Origin of the sequence: Pseudomonas fluorescens (assembly GCF_002022275.1) — a bacterium.
In the GTDB taxonomy this organism is placed as follows: Bacteria; Pseudomonadota; Gammaproteobacteria; order Pseudomonadales; family Pseudomonadaceae; genus Aquipseudomonas; species Aquipseudomonas fluorescens_AJ.
Map to the genome: position 1 here is coordinate 115920 of NZ_MSDF01000001.1, position 14898 is coordinate 130817.

The following is a 14898-nucleotide window of genomic DNA, read 5'->3' on the forward strand; positions in this document are numbered from 1 at the left end:
ATTCAGCACTAGGTTCTTTGTGCCGTGACTTTTGCCGGGATGGGCACATTTCGGGCAGTGATGAGCTTGCCTGCAATCATCTCGACCCCTTGTACTTAATCGAGCACAATCAGCGTTTCCAGTCTTGTAGATTTGACCCGCAACCAGCGGCCCATGACGCTTGATTAGGCTCTCTACCGCAACGAAAATGAAGCCTTTCTCGGAGAGATTGCGCCTAGTCATTTCCGTCGCCTCCATCGAGCGCTGAGAAGTATCGTGCAGAAAGACAATATCGCTATCTTGCGCGCCAGCTACAATACGATAACTGCAGGAGTGGCGCATTGGCGTCCATTGCGCTGCCTAAAACTAAGAGCGTAGCTTTGGCATCCTATTTTTTCAGCAGGTCAAGGAGCGCCGGCGTAGGAGGTTCTCAAGGTCCGTCATCAAGCGTCAAAGCGATGAATTTTATCGACAGCGCTCGGTTTCTTAGTGGCTGATTTTCCTTGCGAGTGAGCGACTGCGCTGAGCAACAGAGTAATACCCATACTGTGAGTGTTAATTATTTTCATACCTTAACTCTCGTATTGGCGGGCATTTTTTTGGGCAGGGAATTAAGGAAGGACGCAGGTAAGCATCAACTGCGAAGCGTTGCATCTGATTGTTTTCGCAAGATTACGCAAGTTAAAGAGTAGACGTGCTTTTCGTGACGGAAAAGGTACACATCTTCGCCTGAAATCCGTATTTGCTCGGCGAATCAAAGGTTCATGTTTGACATGTGAAAATAAGTTTTCTCATCCAGAGCATGATGGCACTTTCCTTCCGTATCTAGTCAAGCAAATGGTGAGGAAAAATAGTTACAGGCTGTCACTGGACAATAATTTACCGGTATAGTAGCAACCTGGGCCAGCAGATCCAATCTCAGCAGCTTCATAAATGGCTAATTTCTCTAATACTTTCTTAACAATTATCCCCCATACTATATCTCGGAACTCGCGCCGGTAATGACGGCATTGGTGTATAACGTGTTCGATCGGACCCTCCCGTACATAATCGTTGTCGTGTTCGGAGATTACTGATGAAAAAACACACTGAGGGAATCAGTGTTGGTCTTTTTTTGCTAGCAGGTCTTCTGGCTTTATTGTTTCTTGGCCTGAAAGTCAGTGGCTCGTCGAACAGCAATACGGCTGGCACTTACAGACTTTATGCGAATTTCGAAAGTATTGCGGGTTTGACTGTCAACGCAAAGGTAACGATGGCCGGTGTCGTCATTGGCAGAGTCACGGCTATCGATCTGGATCGCGATGATTTCAGCGCCCGTGTAACGATGCAAATGAACAAGGACATGGATGATCTGCCCAATGACTCCAAAGCATCGATTCTCACGGAGGGTCTGATGGGCAGGAAGTACATCGGTGTCAGCATGGGCGCAGACAAGAGCTTACTCAGCGCCGACTCGACCATTCACGACACACAGTCTTCGCTGGTGCTTGAGGACGTGATCGGCAAATTCCTGTTTAACACAGTCAATAATGACGCCAAATAAGGGTGTGCTCATGATCTCTACCTTGCGACGCGGGCTGCTGATACTCCTGGTAACTGCGCTGCCGTGGGCTGTCAATGCGGCCAATAGTGCACACGACCTGGTTCAGGATACGACCAACAGGATGCTGGCAGACCTAGCTACCAACAAAGAACAGTATAAGCAAAATCCGCAACAGTTCTACGCGGCCCTGAACGCGATCGTCGGGCCAATGGTTGATGTCGAGGGTATTTCCCGCAGCATCATGACGGTCAAATACTCGCGCAGGGCCACGCCCGAGCAGATGACGCGCTTTCAGGAAAACTTCAAACGTGGATTGTTTCAGTTCTATGGTAATGCGCTGCTGGAGTACAACAATCAGGGAATCACCGTCGACCCACCAACAGATGTAACGGGTGATCGCACTAACGTCGGTATGACTGTCAATGGAAATAACGGTTTGAAATACCCGATGTCCTACACCCTTGAGATAGTCAACGGAGAATGGAAGTTACGCAACGTGATCATCGACGGCATCAACATCGGAAAGATCTTCCGTGATCAATTTGCGGACGCGATGCAGCGCAATGCTAATGACCTGGATAAGACCATAAATGGTTGGGCTGGCGAGGTAGCCAAGGCAAAGGAAGAAACCGATAACGCCTCAAATAATCCATCTTAGGTAATATAGCCAGCCTACTCTAAAGCAGTTCATTTTATTTCAGAAGAGTAACTTGCTACGGCGCCTGGCTATTTAAAAACTAGCTGGGCGCAGCAACGTTGGTTTACGCACTACACGCTATTTACATAGGGAGAGCGTCACTAGGATATGCTCCCCTACTCCGCATTGGCAGATCGAGGATCTTCCATTGCTTGAAGGGGGGATGTGCATCACACGCAGCACATCCAAAACCAGCTGCTTAATAAGTGGCTAATCCCTCTAAGACTTTCTTAAATATTCTTCGCCATAGTCCACCCCATAACTTCCCACTAGGAATGACGGCGTTGGCGTACAGAATGTTTTACCTTCGTTTCCAGCAACAACCTCGCCGCCTGCGCTGGCTCGCCATGACGTTCGCTGCTTTTGGACTGCTGTTGCTTGCAAGCCTCGGCCTGCTAGGGCTGAACAAATGGCGTAAGGCCACAATGGCGCCCCTGGTGTTAGTCCCTGCGCTGACCATCACCACCAGCGCCGTACTACGTACCCGATGGCCACTGATCATGACCGCGTCAGGCAGCATCGTACCATGGCAAGAAGCCAGTATCGGCACGCAAGTGTCGGGGTTGCGGTTGGTGGAAGTACTGGCACAGGTCGGTGACCGGGTCACACAGGGCCAAGTGTTAGCGCGTTTTGATACCGCGACATTACGCGTCCAAGAAGCCGAACTGCAGGCGCGCTACGAAGAAGCACAAGCGACCGCCTCCCAGGCCGCCGCTAACCGGCAACGCGCTCTGATGCTCAAGAGCGAGGGCGGCATGAGCCAAATGGATATTCTGAGCTACGTCACGTCGGCCGAGACCAGCCGCGCACAAGTGGACGCTTTGCGTGCACAGTTGGCGGCCAACCGTCTGCAACAGAATTACGCTGAAATCCTGGCGCCGGACGACGGCGTCATCAGCTCTCGGTCGGCAACGCTGGGGTCGGTGAAAAATAGCGGTGAGGAGCTGTTCCGACTGATTTGCCAGGAACGCCTGGAGTGGCATGGGGAGCTGCCTGCCAGCCGTCGATCCGAGGTCATGCCCGGACAACACGTGATATTGAGCCTGCCCGATGGTCGCAGTGCCAGTGCGCAGGTCCGCCAACTTGCCCCCGCTCTCGACAGCCAGAGCCGCATGCTGCTTGTCATCGCTGATCTGGACCAGGGCAGCCCTGCCATGGCGGGGATGTACGTCAATGGCCTAATCCTCAGTGGCTACGGCGTTGTAACCGCCGTCCCGGCCGCTAGCGTGGTGATCCGTGACGGACACAGCTATGTATTCAAGGTTGACGAGCAACCGACTACACCCAAGGTGCGTCTGCAGTCGGTTACCACCGGGCGGCGACAGGAAAACGAAGTACAGATTATCAACGGCCTGGCCATTGGCGAGCGAATCGCCGTCATGGGCGCAGGCTTGCTCGACGACGGCGATCTGGTACGTGTGCAGGACGCGCCCAAGGAGACTCAGCAATGAACTTCGCTACGTGGTCGTTGCGCAACCCAATTCCCTCAATCCTGCTGTTTCTGCTGTTGTCACTGGCGGGTCTGCATGGCTTCGAGCGGTTGTCGATCCAGAATCTGCCCGACCTCGACTTGCCCACGATTAACGTGCAGCTCACCCAACCGGGCGCTGCGCCCTCGCAACTGGAAAGCGAGGTTGCGCGCAAGGTTGAGGACTCTCTGGCGAGCATTTCCGGGCTCAAGCACATACGCACGGCCATCAGCGACGGCCAAGTGCAGTTGAGGGTCGAATTTGTGCTGGAAAAGCAATTGTCCGATGCACTGATCGAGACCAAGGACGCCGTGGACCGCATCCGCTCGGACTTACCGGATGACATGCTGCAACCGTCGGTTACCGCAGTCACCATGGCGCGGCAGCCGATCCTGACGTATGCCGTCGTCGCGCACAACATGAGTGAAGAGGCGCTGTCCTGGTTGGTTGATAACACCGTGACCAAAGCCCTTCTGGAACAGCAGGGTGTTAGCCGTGTCGAACGTATCGGTGGCGTGCAGCGCGAGGTACGGGTCGAGGTTGATCCGGTGCAACTGATCGCCAACGGCCTGACCGCTGCCGATGTCAGCCGCACTTTGCGCCTGACCCAACAGGATGCCTCGGGCGGGCGCAGCGAACTGGGAATGAGCGAACAAGGTATTCGCACCTTGGGTAACGTGCGCCAAGCCCAAGACCTGGCAGCGCTGCCGATCAGCCAGGACAACGGTCGAGCGTTACGCCTCGATCAGGTCGCGCAGGTAACCGACGGCACTGCCGAACGCACCCAATTTGCCGAACTGGACGGTCTTCCGGTAGTTGGCTTCAACCTATATCGGGCCAAAGGCAGCGATGAAACACGCATAGCCGAAGCCGTCGACAAGACGCTGAAAGCTCTCCAGGCCGAGCAATCAGGGCTGAAGTTCAGCGTGGTTTCGAGCACCGTGGATTACACCCGCGAGCAGTATCGGGGATCGATGCAAATGCTCTATGAAGGCGCCCTGCTGGCGATTCTGGTGGTGTGGTGGTTCCTGCGGGACTGGCGTGCGACGTTGTTGGCGGCGGTAACATTGCCCCTGTCGATCCTACCCGCGTTTGCGGCCATGTGGTGGCTGGGCTACTCGCTGAACACCCTGACGTTACTGGCCCTGGCGGTGGTGGTAGGCATTCTGGTGGACGATGCCATCGTCGAAATCGAGAATATCGAGCGTCATCGAGGTCTGGGAAAACCGCTGCTGGAGGCCACAGGCGATGCAGTGAACGAGATTGCCCTGGCGGTGATCGCCACTACCCTGACTTTGGTTGTGGTATTCGTACCCACAGCTCTGATGAGCGGCATTCCCGGCTTGTTTTTCCAGCAATTCGGCTGGACCACCGTGATCGCCGTCCTGTCATCCCTGCTGGTAGCGCGCCTACTGACGCCGATTCTCGCCGTTAAATTCCTGCACAACCACGTCCCAAAGCCGCGGCCCGACTCACGGTGGATGACCCTGTATCTGCGCCTGGCGCGCATCGCGCTAAACCATAGACTGCTGACGTTCGTGGCCGCACTGGTGTTCTTCGCTGCCTCCCTGGCATTGGTTCCGCTGATACCGAAGGGGTTGATCCCGCCCTCTGATCGCGGTTACACCGTCGTCAACTTTGAATTGCCTCCCGGCAGCACGCTGGAAGACACACTCGCGGTTGGGCAGAACGTGCGCGTCGCTCTATGGTTGATCCCAAGCATCGAACATGTCTTCAGTACCGCTGGGGTGCCCGAGGCCGGCCAAAATGGTCAGGGCATCGCGCAAGTGCGCAAAGGCAGTCTGACACTGACCCTAGGTCCACGGGATGAACGCGACAGCCAAGCCAAAATTGAGCACAAGGTACGTCAAGTATTGGCTTACATCCCTGGCGCGCGCTTTAGCGTGGGTGCCGGGAGCCCAGGGGAAAAAATTACCCTGATCCTCACGGGCGAAGACTCTCAAGCCCTGAAATTGAGCGCTCAGGCCCTGGTGCGGGAGCTACGCGGTGTTGGCTCGCTGAGCAACATCAGTTCCAACGCCAGTCTCGAGCAACCTGAAATCAGCATTCGCCCCGACTACTCCAAGGCGGCCGAACGTGGCGTCTCAAGCGCCGCCATTGCGCAGACCATCCGCATTGCCACTGTGGGTGACTTTGATGCGCAGTTACCCAAGCTCACGCTGGACAATCGTCAAGTGGCTATTCGCGTACGCATGGGCGACACCCAGCGCAACGACCTGGAGGCACTTAATAACCTGCGCGTCAGCACAGTCAACGGCCTGGTACCGCTGTCCAGCGTTGCCAGCCTAACTGTAGGCAGTGGCCCGGTACAGATAGACCGCTACGACCGTCGCCGTTATGTCGAGATCAGCGCCGACCTTAGCGGCATGCCTATGGGCCAAGCTGTGGCAGAAGCCCTTGCGCTGCCTGCCGCTCGCGCACTGCCGGCGGGGATCAAAATTATCCAGAGTGGCGACGGCGAAGCGGCAGCAGAACTAGCGTCAAGCTTTGGCACCGCCATGATCGCGGGACTGCTCTGTGTGTTCTGCGTGCTGATATTGCTGTTCAAGGATTTCCTGCAACCGCTGACTATATTGTGCGCCATTCCGCTGTCCCTGGGAGGGGCCTTTATAGCCTTGGTGCTATCAGGCAGCGAGCTGGACGTGCCCTCAATGATCGGCCTGATCATGCTGATGGGAATCGTTGTGAAGAACTCGATTCTGCTGGTCGAGTACGCCGTGGTAGGCATGCGCGAGCGCCAACTGGCGGTGCACGAAGCGATACTCGAAGCCTGCCACAAACGCGCACGGCCCATTGTCATGACCAGCCTGGCAATGATCGCCGGTATGTTGCCCATCGCCCTCGGACTGGGTGCCGACGCTAGCTTTCGCCAACCCATGGCGATTGCCGTCATCGGTGGCCTGGTCACCTCCACCGCCCTCAGCTTGCTAGTGGTGCCCGTGGTGTTCAGCTATGTCGATGACGCCGAACGCTGGCTGCATCGCCTCTCTCGACTCGTCGGCCAGAAGGCCCACGCAGCCGTCTCCCGCCCCTGAGGATATGCCCATGTTACCGCTCAAATCTGAATCGCCGCACCCAGTGGTATCGATCATTGCCTTGCTGTTTCTGGCCAGCCTGTCCATGTTGGCGGGGCCACCTGCCGAGGCTGCACCCTTGGACGAAAAACAACAACCCCGAGGCCTGCAGGATATCCCCAGTGAGGTCGCAGCAGTTCTCCAGGAAAACAGTAGGTTCAGCGGAATCGACAAGCCACGGTCACGCCCACATCCAGATTTGAGCACAACCCACTTGAGCAACGATGACCAGGACCAACCCATCGTAGATCATGGAATTCTGGACGTGGCGCCAACGTGGCACATCTATCGTTTTTGACGGCCTATCAACATGAACACTCAGGAAAATCGATGAAAGCACTCTATGCGCTCTTTATTATGAGTCTCACCGGCTGTGCCCGCCCTCCGATAGAGGTCGTTCAGTCAGTTCCGGCCAGCTTCACAGACTACCGACTGCAAACGTTGGCGCAGATTGAGCGCAATCGGCACTTCCAGAACCCGGATCACACCCTGGAGCTAGCTTGGAACGCCCCCCGGGAATGGGTGCCCACGCAGCCTAACGGCAGAGGCGTTCTGCTGGTTCACGGCCTTGGTGATTCACCCGGCTCATTCGTTGATATTGCAACACAGCTGGCTAGCGATGGTTATCGGGTACGCACCGTGCTGCTGCCAGGCCACGGCACCCAGCCAGCGGATATGCTCGATGTCGACATCAACGATTGGCGCCGGACTGTTGAACAACAGGTGGCGCTGCTACGCAAAGATGTCGAGCACGTCTATCTGGGCGGTTTCTCAACCGGCGCCAACCTGGTAGTAGATTACGCCATAGACGATCAGTCGATCGCAGGGTTGCTACTGTTTTCCCCTGCGTTCAAGTCCAACGTTCCGTTTGATTGGGTGTTGCCATGGTTGGCCAGAGTCAAGCCGTGGCTGCGCCAGCCGACAAGTGCAGCCCCGCAGCAGACGTCACTGCGTTACCAAAACGTACCGACCAATGGCTTCGCCCAATTCTACCTTAGCAGCACAGCGGTGCGCAGCAAGCTAGCAGTGCACGGATTCAACCGCCCGGTACTGGTGGTCAGTGCTGCCCATGACTCGGTAGTGGATGTGGCGTACGTGCGAGACACCTTCAACCAGCGCTTCCCTAACCCGGCGTCGCGAATGATCTGGTACGGGAATCTCTCCAGCGAACTGCAAAGTCCACGTATGCTGGTTCGCAGCGACCAGTTGCCGGCCGAACACATCAGTCAGTTTTCCCATATGGGCGTATTGTTCTCGCCCGACAATCCACAATACGGGCGTCAAGGTAACCAGCGCCTGTGCTGGAACGGCCAGAGCGATATCGCGTACCAGCAATGCCAGACAGGTGGGCCTGTGTGGTATTCGGACTGGGGTTATCGTGAGCCCGGCAGAGTCCATGCTCGGCTGACCTACAATCCATATTTCGCTTGGCAAGCGCAGATCATGGCGCAGGTATTGGAGGCAGGGGCTCAAACACATTCAGGGGCGGAAAATACACGGTAATAGCCAACCCCTTGCCATCGAGCCCCTCCCCCACCAGGATCCTTGCGTCATGTCCCTTGGCAATACTCTTGACTAGCGAGAGGCCAATTCCACTGCCACGCCCTCCGGTACCGGATACCCGGTGGAAGCGATCGAAGATCATCTCTTGTTCGACAACCGGTACGCCAGGCCCATCATCGGCTACGTGCAGGTACACGCCTTGCGTTGATTCTCCACAGCTTATATTCACACGTCCACCAGGCTCGGTGTAACGCAACGCGTTGTCAATCAGGTTGCGCAGCAAAATGCCTATCTCATCGATATCACAATCGATAAGGCAAGGTTCGACGCACAGCTGCATGATCCGTTGTTGCTGGACCGCCTGAACTTCAAACTCATCGGCCACGTAGCCGATCAATTCGTTTAGGTCGGCTCGGACGCGATGCAGTCCGGGATTGGAAGCATCCAGCCGTGCAAGGTCAAGCAATTGCTCAGACAAACGCGTACTGCGCTGTGCCACGGCCTGTAACTTCAGCAGGGTTGTGTCCTTCTCTGCCAAGGTAGTGGCGCGCAGTGCAATCTGTGCATGGGCCTGCAAGGCCGCCAATGGAGTGCGCAGTTCATGGGCAGCGTTGCCGATAAAACGACGCTCACCTTCGAGCGCTTGATCGAGTTGGCCGAGCAAATGGTTGAAGGCTTCCACCAGCGGTTGTAGCTCTCTGGGTAAGGCCACCACCGGCAATGGCGTGAGATCGAGGCTACGCCGCCCTCGAAGCACATTTTCAATTTCCAATACTGGCAACAACGCACGCCCTAATACTTGCCACATCAACAGCCCGAGCAGCGCTAGAAGGGTGGTGGTAATACCAAGTGCCAAGAAGGCTTTACGGCGCATTTCGGCATCTATCACGCTGTGCAAGTTGCCGACCTGGACGAATATATGTCCGGTGCTATCGGAAATCGAATAGACCCGCCACTTCCGGCCCTCCACCACAGGACTTGAAAAACCGTCTTGGAAGTCCACTTGCAAGGCAGTCGCCGGAGCTCCTGGCGCCCGCACAGCCATACGGTCGCGTCCCGCCCAGACCTGGAAAGTCAACTCGCCGGTGTCGGCCAACTCTGTGTTGCGCAGTTGCAAGCTGGGGCCATTCATTTGGGGCAATTGGTTACTTTGCGGGATCGAGAGCAGCAGCTTGGTGGCGATGGTTTGCAGCTTGCTGTCCCAACTACTTCGGGAGCTGGCCTGGGTGTAGAGCAATAGCGCCAGCGTTAGCGCCCAGCAAATACCGATTGTCAGGCAAAGGACGCGCATCATGCGTCGGCGCAGGGAGTTCATCCTTTGGAACCGGTGATCATGTAGCCCTGACCATGCACCGTTGTGATGATGTCGTCGCCCAACTTTCGGCGCAACTGATGGATGTACACGGCGATTGTGTTGCTTTCGACATTGCTGGAATGGCCGTATACCAGCGCTTGCAAGTGATCACGAGCAACTACGTGCCCAGGCCGCTCCCACAGCGCCAGCAGTGTGCGGTACTCGTTGGCGCTCAGAGCCACGCGCAGACCCGCTCGCCGCACCACGTTGCGACTGCGGTCCACTTCGATATCTCCCAGCGTTAGACGCGAGATCACCCGCCCTTCGCTGCGCCGACTTACCGCCCTCAAGCGAGCCCAAAGCTCATCGAACTGGAACGGTTTAACGAGGTAATCATCCGCACCGGCGTCCAGCCCGACGATGCGCTCACTGAGCTGACCGCGGGCCGTTAGGATTACCACTGGGGTAGGATCATGCTGCCCACGCATGGCCTTCAGCACCGTCAAACCGGACTCGCCCGGCAGACCGAGATCAAGCAACACTGCGTTATAGGTATGTTCAACCAGTGCCATTCGCGCTTGGGAGGCGTCCTTGACGTGGTCGATGCACCAGGTGTTTTGTCGGGCACCATCGCAAATGGCCTCTGCAAGCATGGCATCGTCTTCAACCAGCAATAGGTACACGAGATCCTCACTAGTACGTTGAATGAGCGTACTTTAAATAAAATATTTTAAGAATATATTAAGTCTAACCAGTGTCGCTTTGGTTCGCGCACAAGTGCTGAGCGCGACTATTTTCCAATACTCTCGGTAACGCGATGAAGATTTATCTCAGAAGCAGCCCGTTACCCCGCGTAATACTTAAGTATGACACCACCGAGCTAACCGCCCCAAGCCGCGAGGCTCGTCAGTACGGACGACTCGGTGGCAGTAAGTGTAAAAGGGTGTCAGGTCTTCTAGATAGGTCAAGATGATTTAAAATTCTATCCTTTGCCACGTGCCTGATTTTTGTGGTGCCGATTGTTATCGTGCGCGGGGCGCAGGGTAAAGTAAGTAAAATTTTCACTTGATCTTTTCGTAAACCTTTGTGACTCTCAGCTAGGAAACTCACGTCTTGGAATGAGTTGAGATATAAAAATACTATGCACCCTTCGGGTAGCCCCAATATTTTCTAGCGTTAGTTACACCCATGATAACTCACGTGCGCCATGCGTGAAATCATAAAATTACCGGAGACATAGCTCATGACTAAAGAAGTTCCTATTCTAAAAACCGTTTGGACAGGTGCCATGAAGGGCCGCGGAGCTATTAAGGGTCGATCATTACACACTGACATCGGCATACCAATAGAGCTTGGAGGCAGCGGCACTGGTACAGATCCGAAAGAATTATTAATTGCCTCAGCAGCAACATGCTATACATTCACATTGATAGCGATGCTCGAGGCAGAAAAACTACCGGTGATTGGGTTAGACATCGATTCGGAAATTAGAAAATCAAGAGAGTCTAAAATGGTAATCATCCATACTGCACACGCACTCTTATCCGCGGACGCTACGGAGGAACAATTGCATAGAGCCAGTGTGGTTTTTTCGAGCGCCCATGAAAGATGTTTTATTGGAGGTATTTTGAGAGCCGCTGGAATCGACGTTGAGATTCAGGGGACGGCCTCTCCCCAATTGCCATCGAGTTAATAATCGCGCGGGGGGGGGGTATGTGAGGTTTAGCATCCCCGACGGTATAAGCTAACGGCATGAATCGATATAACGCTTATTGGGTGATGATAGCGATTATAGTCAGTTGCCAACTGTACCGCCCCGCATGTACGAAGCTAACACTCCTTCCTTGATTATATTACGCGAAGCGATCGCTTAGGAGTATATACCCCGTGATCGCACCACTTATACGCTTCAATGCTGCCAAACGTAAAGAGCAGGTAAGCTGCTCTAGTCGGGCACTCTCAGCCTAATTATCCTCGACTTCACGGCTATCAAAGCCAAACTCGAGGCGCTATAAACGACGCTGAATGAAGCCAAACCAAAGTGCGCCAGCATCTCAAAAACACTCCGCCACAATACAAATTATCTGCACGTTGTTCCAGCGCGACACAAACGGCGATTATTAAAAATTCAGGCACGGGGTTCGGCTTATAATTAGATCGCGCACCCCAACAACTGTAACGTGCAGTTACATACGGCGCCCCTTATACTACGCCACTCTAAGTTATTGCTAGTTAGTTTCATAGCGTTACTACTGCATTCATGATTGGTAAGTGATGCTAATACTCTCTACTCACGCCGGCGCACCGCCGCTGATCAATAAATGTTGACCACTGATATAACTCGCAAGGTCTCCCGCCAAGTACTCAGCTGCGTTCGCCGTGTCATCAAGGTTGCCCATTCGGCCCATAGGGTTACTGGATGAAATGAAGTTCTTCACTTCTTCCCGCGCACCGTTGGTGGACACCCCTGCCCCTTCGGTGGCTGTAGGCAGGATCGAGTTGACGGTAACGCCGCGCACTCCAATTTCCTTGGCCAATACCTCAACAAAGAAGCGTGGCGCCATCTTGCTACTGCCATACAGCGCGTGACCAGGCATAGGAAAAGCGGTGGTGCTTGAGCCGACGTAGATAATCCGCCCTCCGTCACCTATATCCCGCGCGGCGCGCTGCATGGTCAGGATCGCGCCCTTGGTGTTGACTGCAAACAGCCGATCAAAGTCATCTTCATCAAATGCGATAGCTGAGCGCCCGACCAACTCAAGGCCAGCGTTGGCGACGACGATATCCAAATGACCGAAATGCTCCAGCGCCATATCGAAAAGACGATCGATCTCGCTTTGCTTCGATACGTCAGCCTTGATAGCCAGGGCGCGCGCGCCGATCTCTTCAATACGCTTAACAGTGTCCAACGCAGCTTTTTCACTGCCGGCATAATTCACAACAATATCCGCACCTAGTTGAGCGTATCGCTCAGCAATGGCTCTGCCCAATCCACGGCCAGAGCCGGTGATCAATGCGACCTTACCCTTTAGATTTGTCATCACATTCCTCCAGGCCTACCTTCACGAAGAAAGAAAGCCTTGAACACGTGGTTTATAGGAACATGCCGCCCGAAGCCTCAATACGCTGGGCGTTGACCCAACGGGTGTCCTCGGACAGCAGTGAAGCAACCAACGGGCCAATGTCGTCTGGTAAACCTGGGCGACCCAGCGCAGTAACGCTGGAAACAAATTTGTTGGCTTCGGGGTTGTCACGTACAGCTCCGCCACTGAAGTCGGTCTGAATCGCACCCGGCGCTACAGCGTTGACAGTGATCCGGCGCGGCCCGAGCTCTTTCGCCTGATAACGAGTTAACACTTCAATTGCACCTTTCAATGCAGCGTAAGGGCCGCTTTCAGGGACGCAAAAACGTGTCAGACCAGTAGAGATATTGATGATCCGACCACCGTCATTGATATGCGGAAGCAGCTGCTGGGTCAGAAAGAACACTCCCTTGAAGTTGACGTCGTACAGAAGATCAAGTTCAGACTCAGTGGTTTGCTCGATGCTCTTGTGATGAGAGATGCCTGCGTTGTTGACCAAGAAGTCCAAGCGTTCGGCACCGAGATCGGCCAGGGCCGTAGTGACGCGTTCGACGAAGCTGGTAAAGGAGCCGATGTTGCCTGTATCTAGTTGCAGTGCGATGGCGGTAGCGCCAGCTTGGCGGGCGGCTTTAACGACCTTGTCGGCTTCGTCTTTGCTGGAGTTGTAGGTGAAGATGCTATGAACGCCGCGGCTCGCGAGGGCAAGGACAGTGCTGCGGCCGAGACCACGGCTGCCGCCAGTAACGAGAGCAATTTTCGAGCCAATTTGAGTCGTCATTTTTTCTCCGTGCGCGGATCGCGCATTAACCATTTAATAGATGTAAAACGGTAGTCAAACTGCACTATTTTCTACGTAGTTTCTTCAGAAAACACCGTGCGGAGAGATACAGTTCACAGGAACTCCCCATCCTGGGTCTTCCGCAAAGCGTACAGCCACCTCAAGAATCCTACAGAGTAATAGGTTAGGACATATTTTGGCCGTCGCGTGCACAAGCTACTTTCCGGCTAGGCCAGTGGCGCTTGGCAGTAGCGAACTCAAGTACAGCGTAGCCCAAGGTTGTCGCAGAACGACCAGCCGATCGCTATGCTTTGTTTTTGGGGTGGATACATCTGCATCATCGACTTGGTTTCTGCGACGGCGCTTCGCTCGCCCTTGCTTCTAGAATCCCCGTGAACTGGTTCCTTCCAAACCTATTTGGCTTCCAGACGTATTTTTAGTATCGACCATCTACGCCGGAGAGGAACCTACTTCGGAAGGCTTACTAATGTGGGAGCGGCTTTAGCTTCGACAGGCTTTGCCGATCCACTGTCTGAACTGAAGCTTCTACCACATAGGATCGCCGTTACTTCGTAACAGGTGGAATTGCTATTTATGGCGCACGGTAGCGCGTAGCGGGCTGTGGTGACTGAGCGCCAAATGCGATTAGGTCGGCTTGAAACACAGCGTCGAGCAGCTCGCCCTTCTCTACACCTGGCGCACAAACAACTTCGCCAAACGAGAGACCAAGCAAGCTTGCGTTAACCACATCTTCGGCCGACATGCGGGGAACCGCACTCAAATCCTGTCCCTGGCGGGTGTGGAATTCCGTAGCAACGATTCCCGGACACAACACTTGCACTTGCAGACCATTTGATTTCTGCTCCTCGTGCAACGTTTGCGAAAACGCAACGAGATAGGCCAGTGAGCCGCAGTAGACGACACGGCGCACGGGCACCTTTTCAATGGACGCGGGGCCGCTGAAGGCGATCATGCCAGCGACGTTGATGATGGTGCCTCCGCCGCGCTTGACCATGCCAGTTACTGCGGCATGTGAGAGCAGCGTCGGTGCAATTACTTTCACTTGAAGAATTTCCTGCGCCTTCTCGACCGGCAAGTCGGTAAACGGCATGTAGTGTGCGACACCAGCATTATTGACGAGCAACGTGAGTTCTTCACTCGCGCACACGTCAGCGACAGTTTTCACGCCTTCGCTGGTATCAAGATCGACAACAAGCGGACGAACATTAACGTTGGGCAATAGAGTGACCAGTTCATTGAGTCGGTCAAGACGACGACCTACTGCGATCAGGTCATAACCTTCAGCGCCGAGACGCAACGCGAATGCTCTGCCTATGCCCGAGGAAGCGCCCGTGACAAGCGCCAAACGCTTGGAGTTTCGATTTACGATGAGCGACGTGTTCATACTTTTATATCCTCTAGCGTGACAATGAAAATATACGCGACATACATATTAA

General features: G+C 54.7%; 12 protein-coding genes. 7 read left to right on the top strand and 5 right to left on the bottom strand.

The features are described from left to right. Positions 1–1054 precede the first annotated feature (1054 nt). From mlaD to BFW87_RS00560, 6 genes are all read left to right on the top strand, one after another. A complete protein-coding gene (gene mlaD / locus BFW87_RS00535; protein WP_078738063.1) occupies positions 1055–1522 on the top strand; it encodes an outer membrane lipid asymmetry maintenance protein MlaD in 468 nt (155 codons plus the stop codon). Between the two features lie 10 nt (positions 1523–1532). After that, positions 1533–2180, top strand: coding sequence for an MlaC/ttg2D family ABC transporter substrate-binding protein (locus tag BFW87_RS00540; protein ID WP_078738064.1), 648 nt, complete (start codon positions 1533–1535; stop codon positions 2178–2180). A 335-nt stretch (positions 2181–2515) separates the two neighbouring features. Further along, entirely contained in the window at positions 2516–3670 is a 1155-nt protein-coding gene (locus BFW87_RS00545) for an efflux RND transporter periplasmic adaptor subunit (protein WP_217699400.1), read from the top strand. Beyond that, positions 3667–6744 carry an efflux RND transporter permease subunit gene (locus BFW87_RS00550; protein WP_078738065.1) on the top strand — a complete coding sequence of 1026 codons (3078 nt, stop codon included), beginning with the start codon at positions 3667–3669 and terminating at the stop codon, positions 6742–6744. Before BFW87_RS00545 ends, BFW87_RS00550 begins: the two co-directional genes overlap by 4 nt. A 10-nt stretch (positions 6745–6754) precedes the next feature. Next, positions 6755–7081, top strand: coding sequence for a hypothetical protein (locus BFW87_RS00555; protein ID WP_078738066.1), 327 nt, complete (start codon positions 6755–6757; stop codon positions 7079–7081). A gap of 59 nt (positions 7082–7140) precedes the next feature. Continuing rightward, positions 7141–8286, top strand: coding sequence for an alpha/beta hydrolase (locus BFW87_RS00560; RefSeq protein WP_254865844.1), 1146 nt, complete (start codon positions 7141–7143; stop codon positions 8284–8286). Here BFW87_RS00560 and BFW87_RS00565 read toward each other — a convergent pair. Then, a complete protein-coding gene (locus BFW87_RS00565; protein WP_078738068.1) occupies positions 8225–9601 on the bottom strand; it encodes a sensor histidine kinase in 1377 nt (458 codons plus the stop codon). The two genes, BFW87_RS00560 and BFW87_RS00565, sit on opposite strands and share 62 nt — an antisense overlap. Beyond that, positions 9598–10263 carry a response regulator transcription factor gene (locus BFW87_RS00570; RefSeq protein WP_078738069.1) on the bottom strand — a complete coding sequence of 222 codons (666 nt, stop codon included), beginning with the start codon at positions 10261–10263 and terminating at the stop codon, positions 9598–9600. Before BFW87_RS00570 ends, BFW87_RS00565 begins: the two co-directional genes overlap by 4 nt. 560 nt (positions 10264–10823) lie before the next feature. On the opposite strand from BFW87_RS00570, the gene BFW87_RS00575 reads away from it, so the two are divergent. Continuing rightward, positions 10824–11273: an OsmC family protein gene (locus BFW87_RS00575; protein WP_078738070.1), complete on the top strand. Its 450-nt coding sequence runs from the start codon at positions 10824–10826 to the stop codon at positions 11271–11273. 598 nt (positions 11274–11871) lie between these two features. On the opposite strand, the gene BFW87_RS00580 is transcribed toward BFW87_RS00575, so the two are convergent. The 3 genes from BFW87_RS00580 to BFW87_RS00590 all read right to left on the bottom strand — a co-directional run bounded on the left by BFW87_RS00580 (position 11872) and on the right by BFW87_RS00590 (position 14846). After that, on the bottom strand, positions 11872–12621 hold the full coding sequence (locus BFW87_RS00580) for an SDR family oxidoreductase (RefSeq protein ID WP_078738071.1): 750 nt from the start codon (positions 12619–12621) through the stop codon (positions 11872–11874). A gap of 52 nt (positions 12622–12673) precedes the next feature. After that, complete coding sequence (locus BFW87_RS00585; protein ID WP_217699406.1) at positions 12674–13429, bottom strand: SDR family oxidoreductase; 756 nt, start codon at positions 13427–13429, stop codon at positions 12674–12676. Positions 13430–14033: 604 nt separating this feature from the next. Further along, the gene (locus tag BFW87_RS00590; protein WP_078738073.1) at positions 14034–14846 is read right to left on the bottom strand and encodes an SDR family NAD(P)-dependent oxidoreductase; all 813 of its coding nucleotides are present in this window, start codon (positions 14844–14846) and stop codon (positions 14034–14036) included. Positions 14847–14898: the final 52 nt, after the last annotated feature.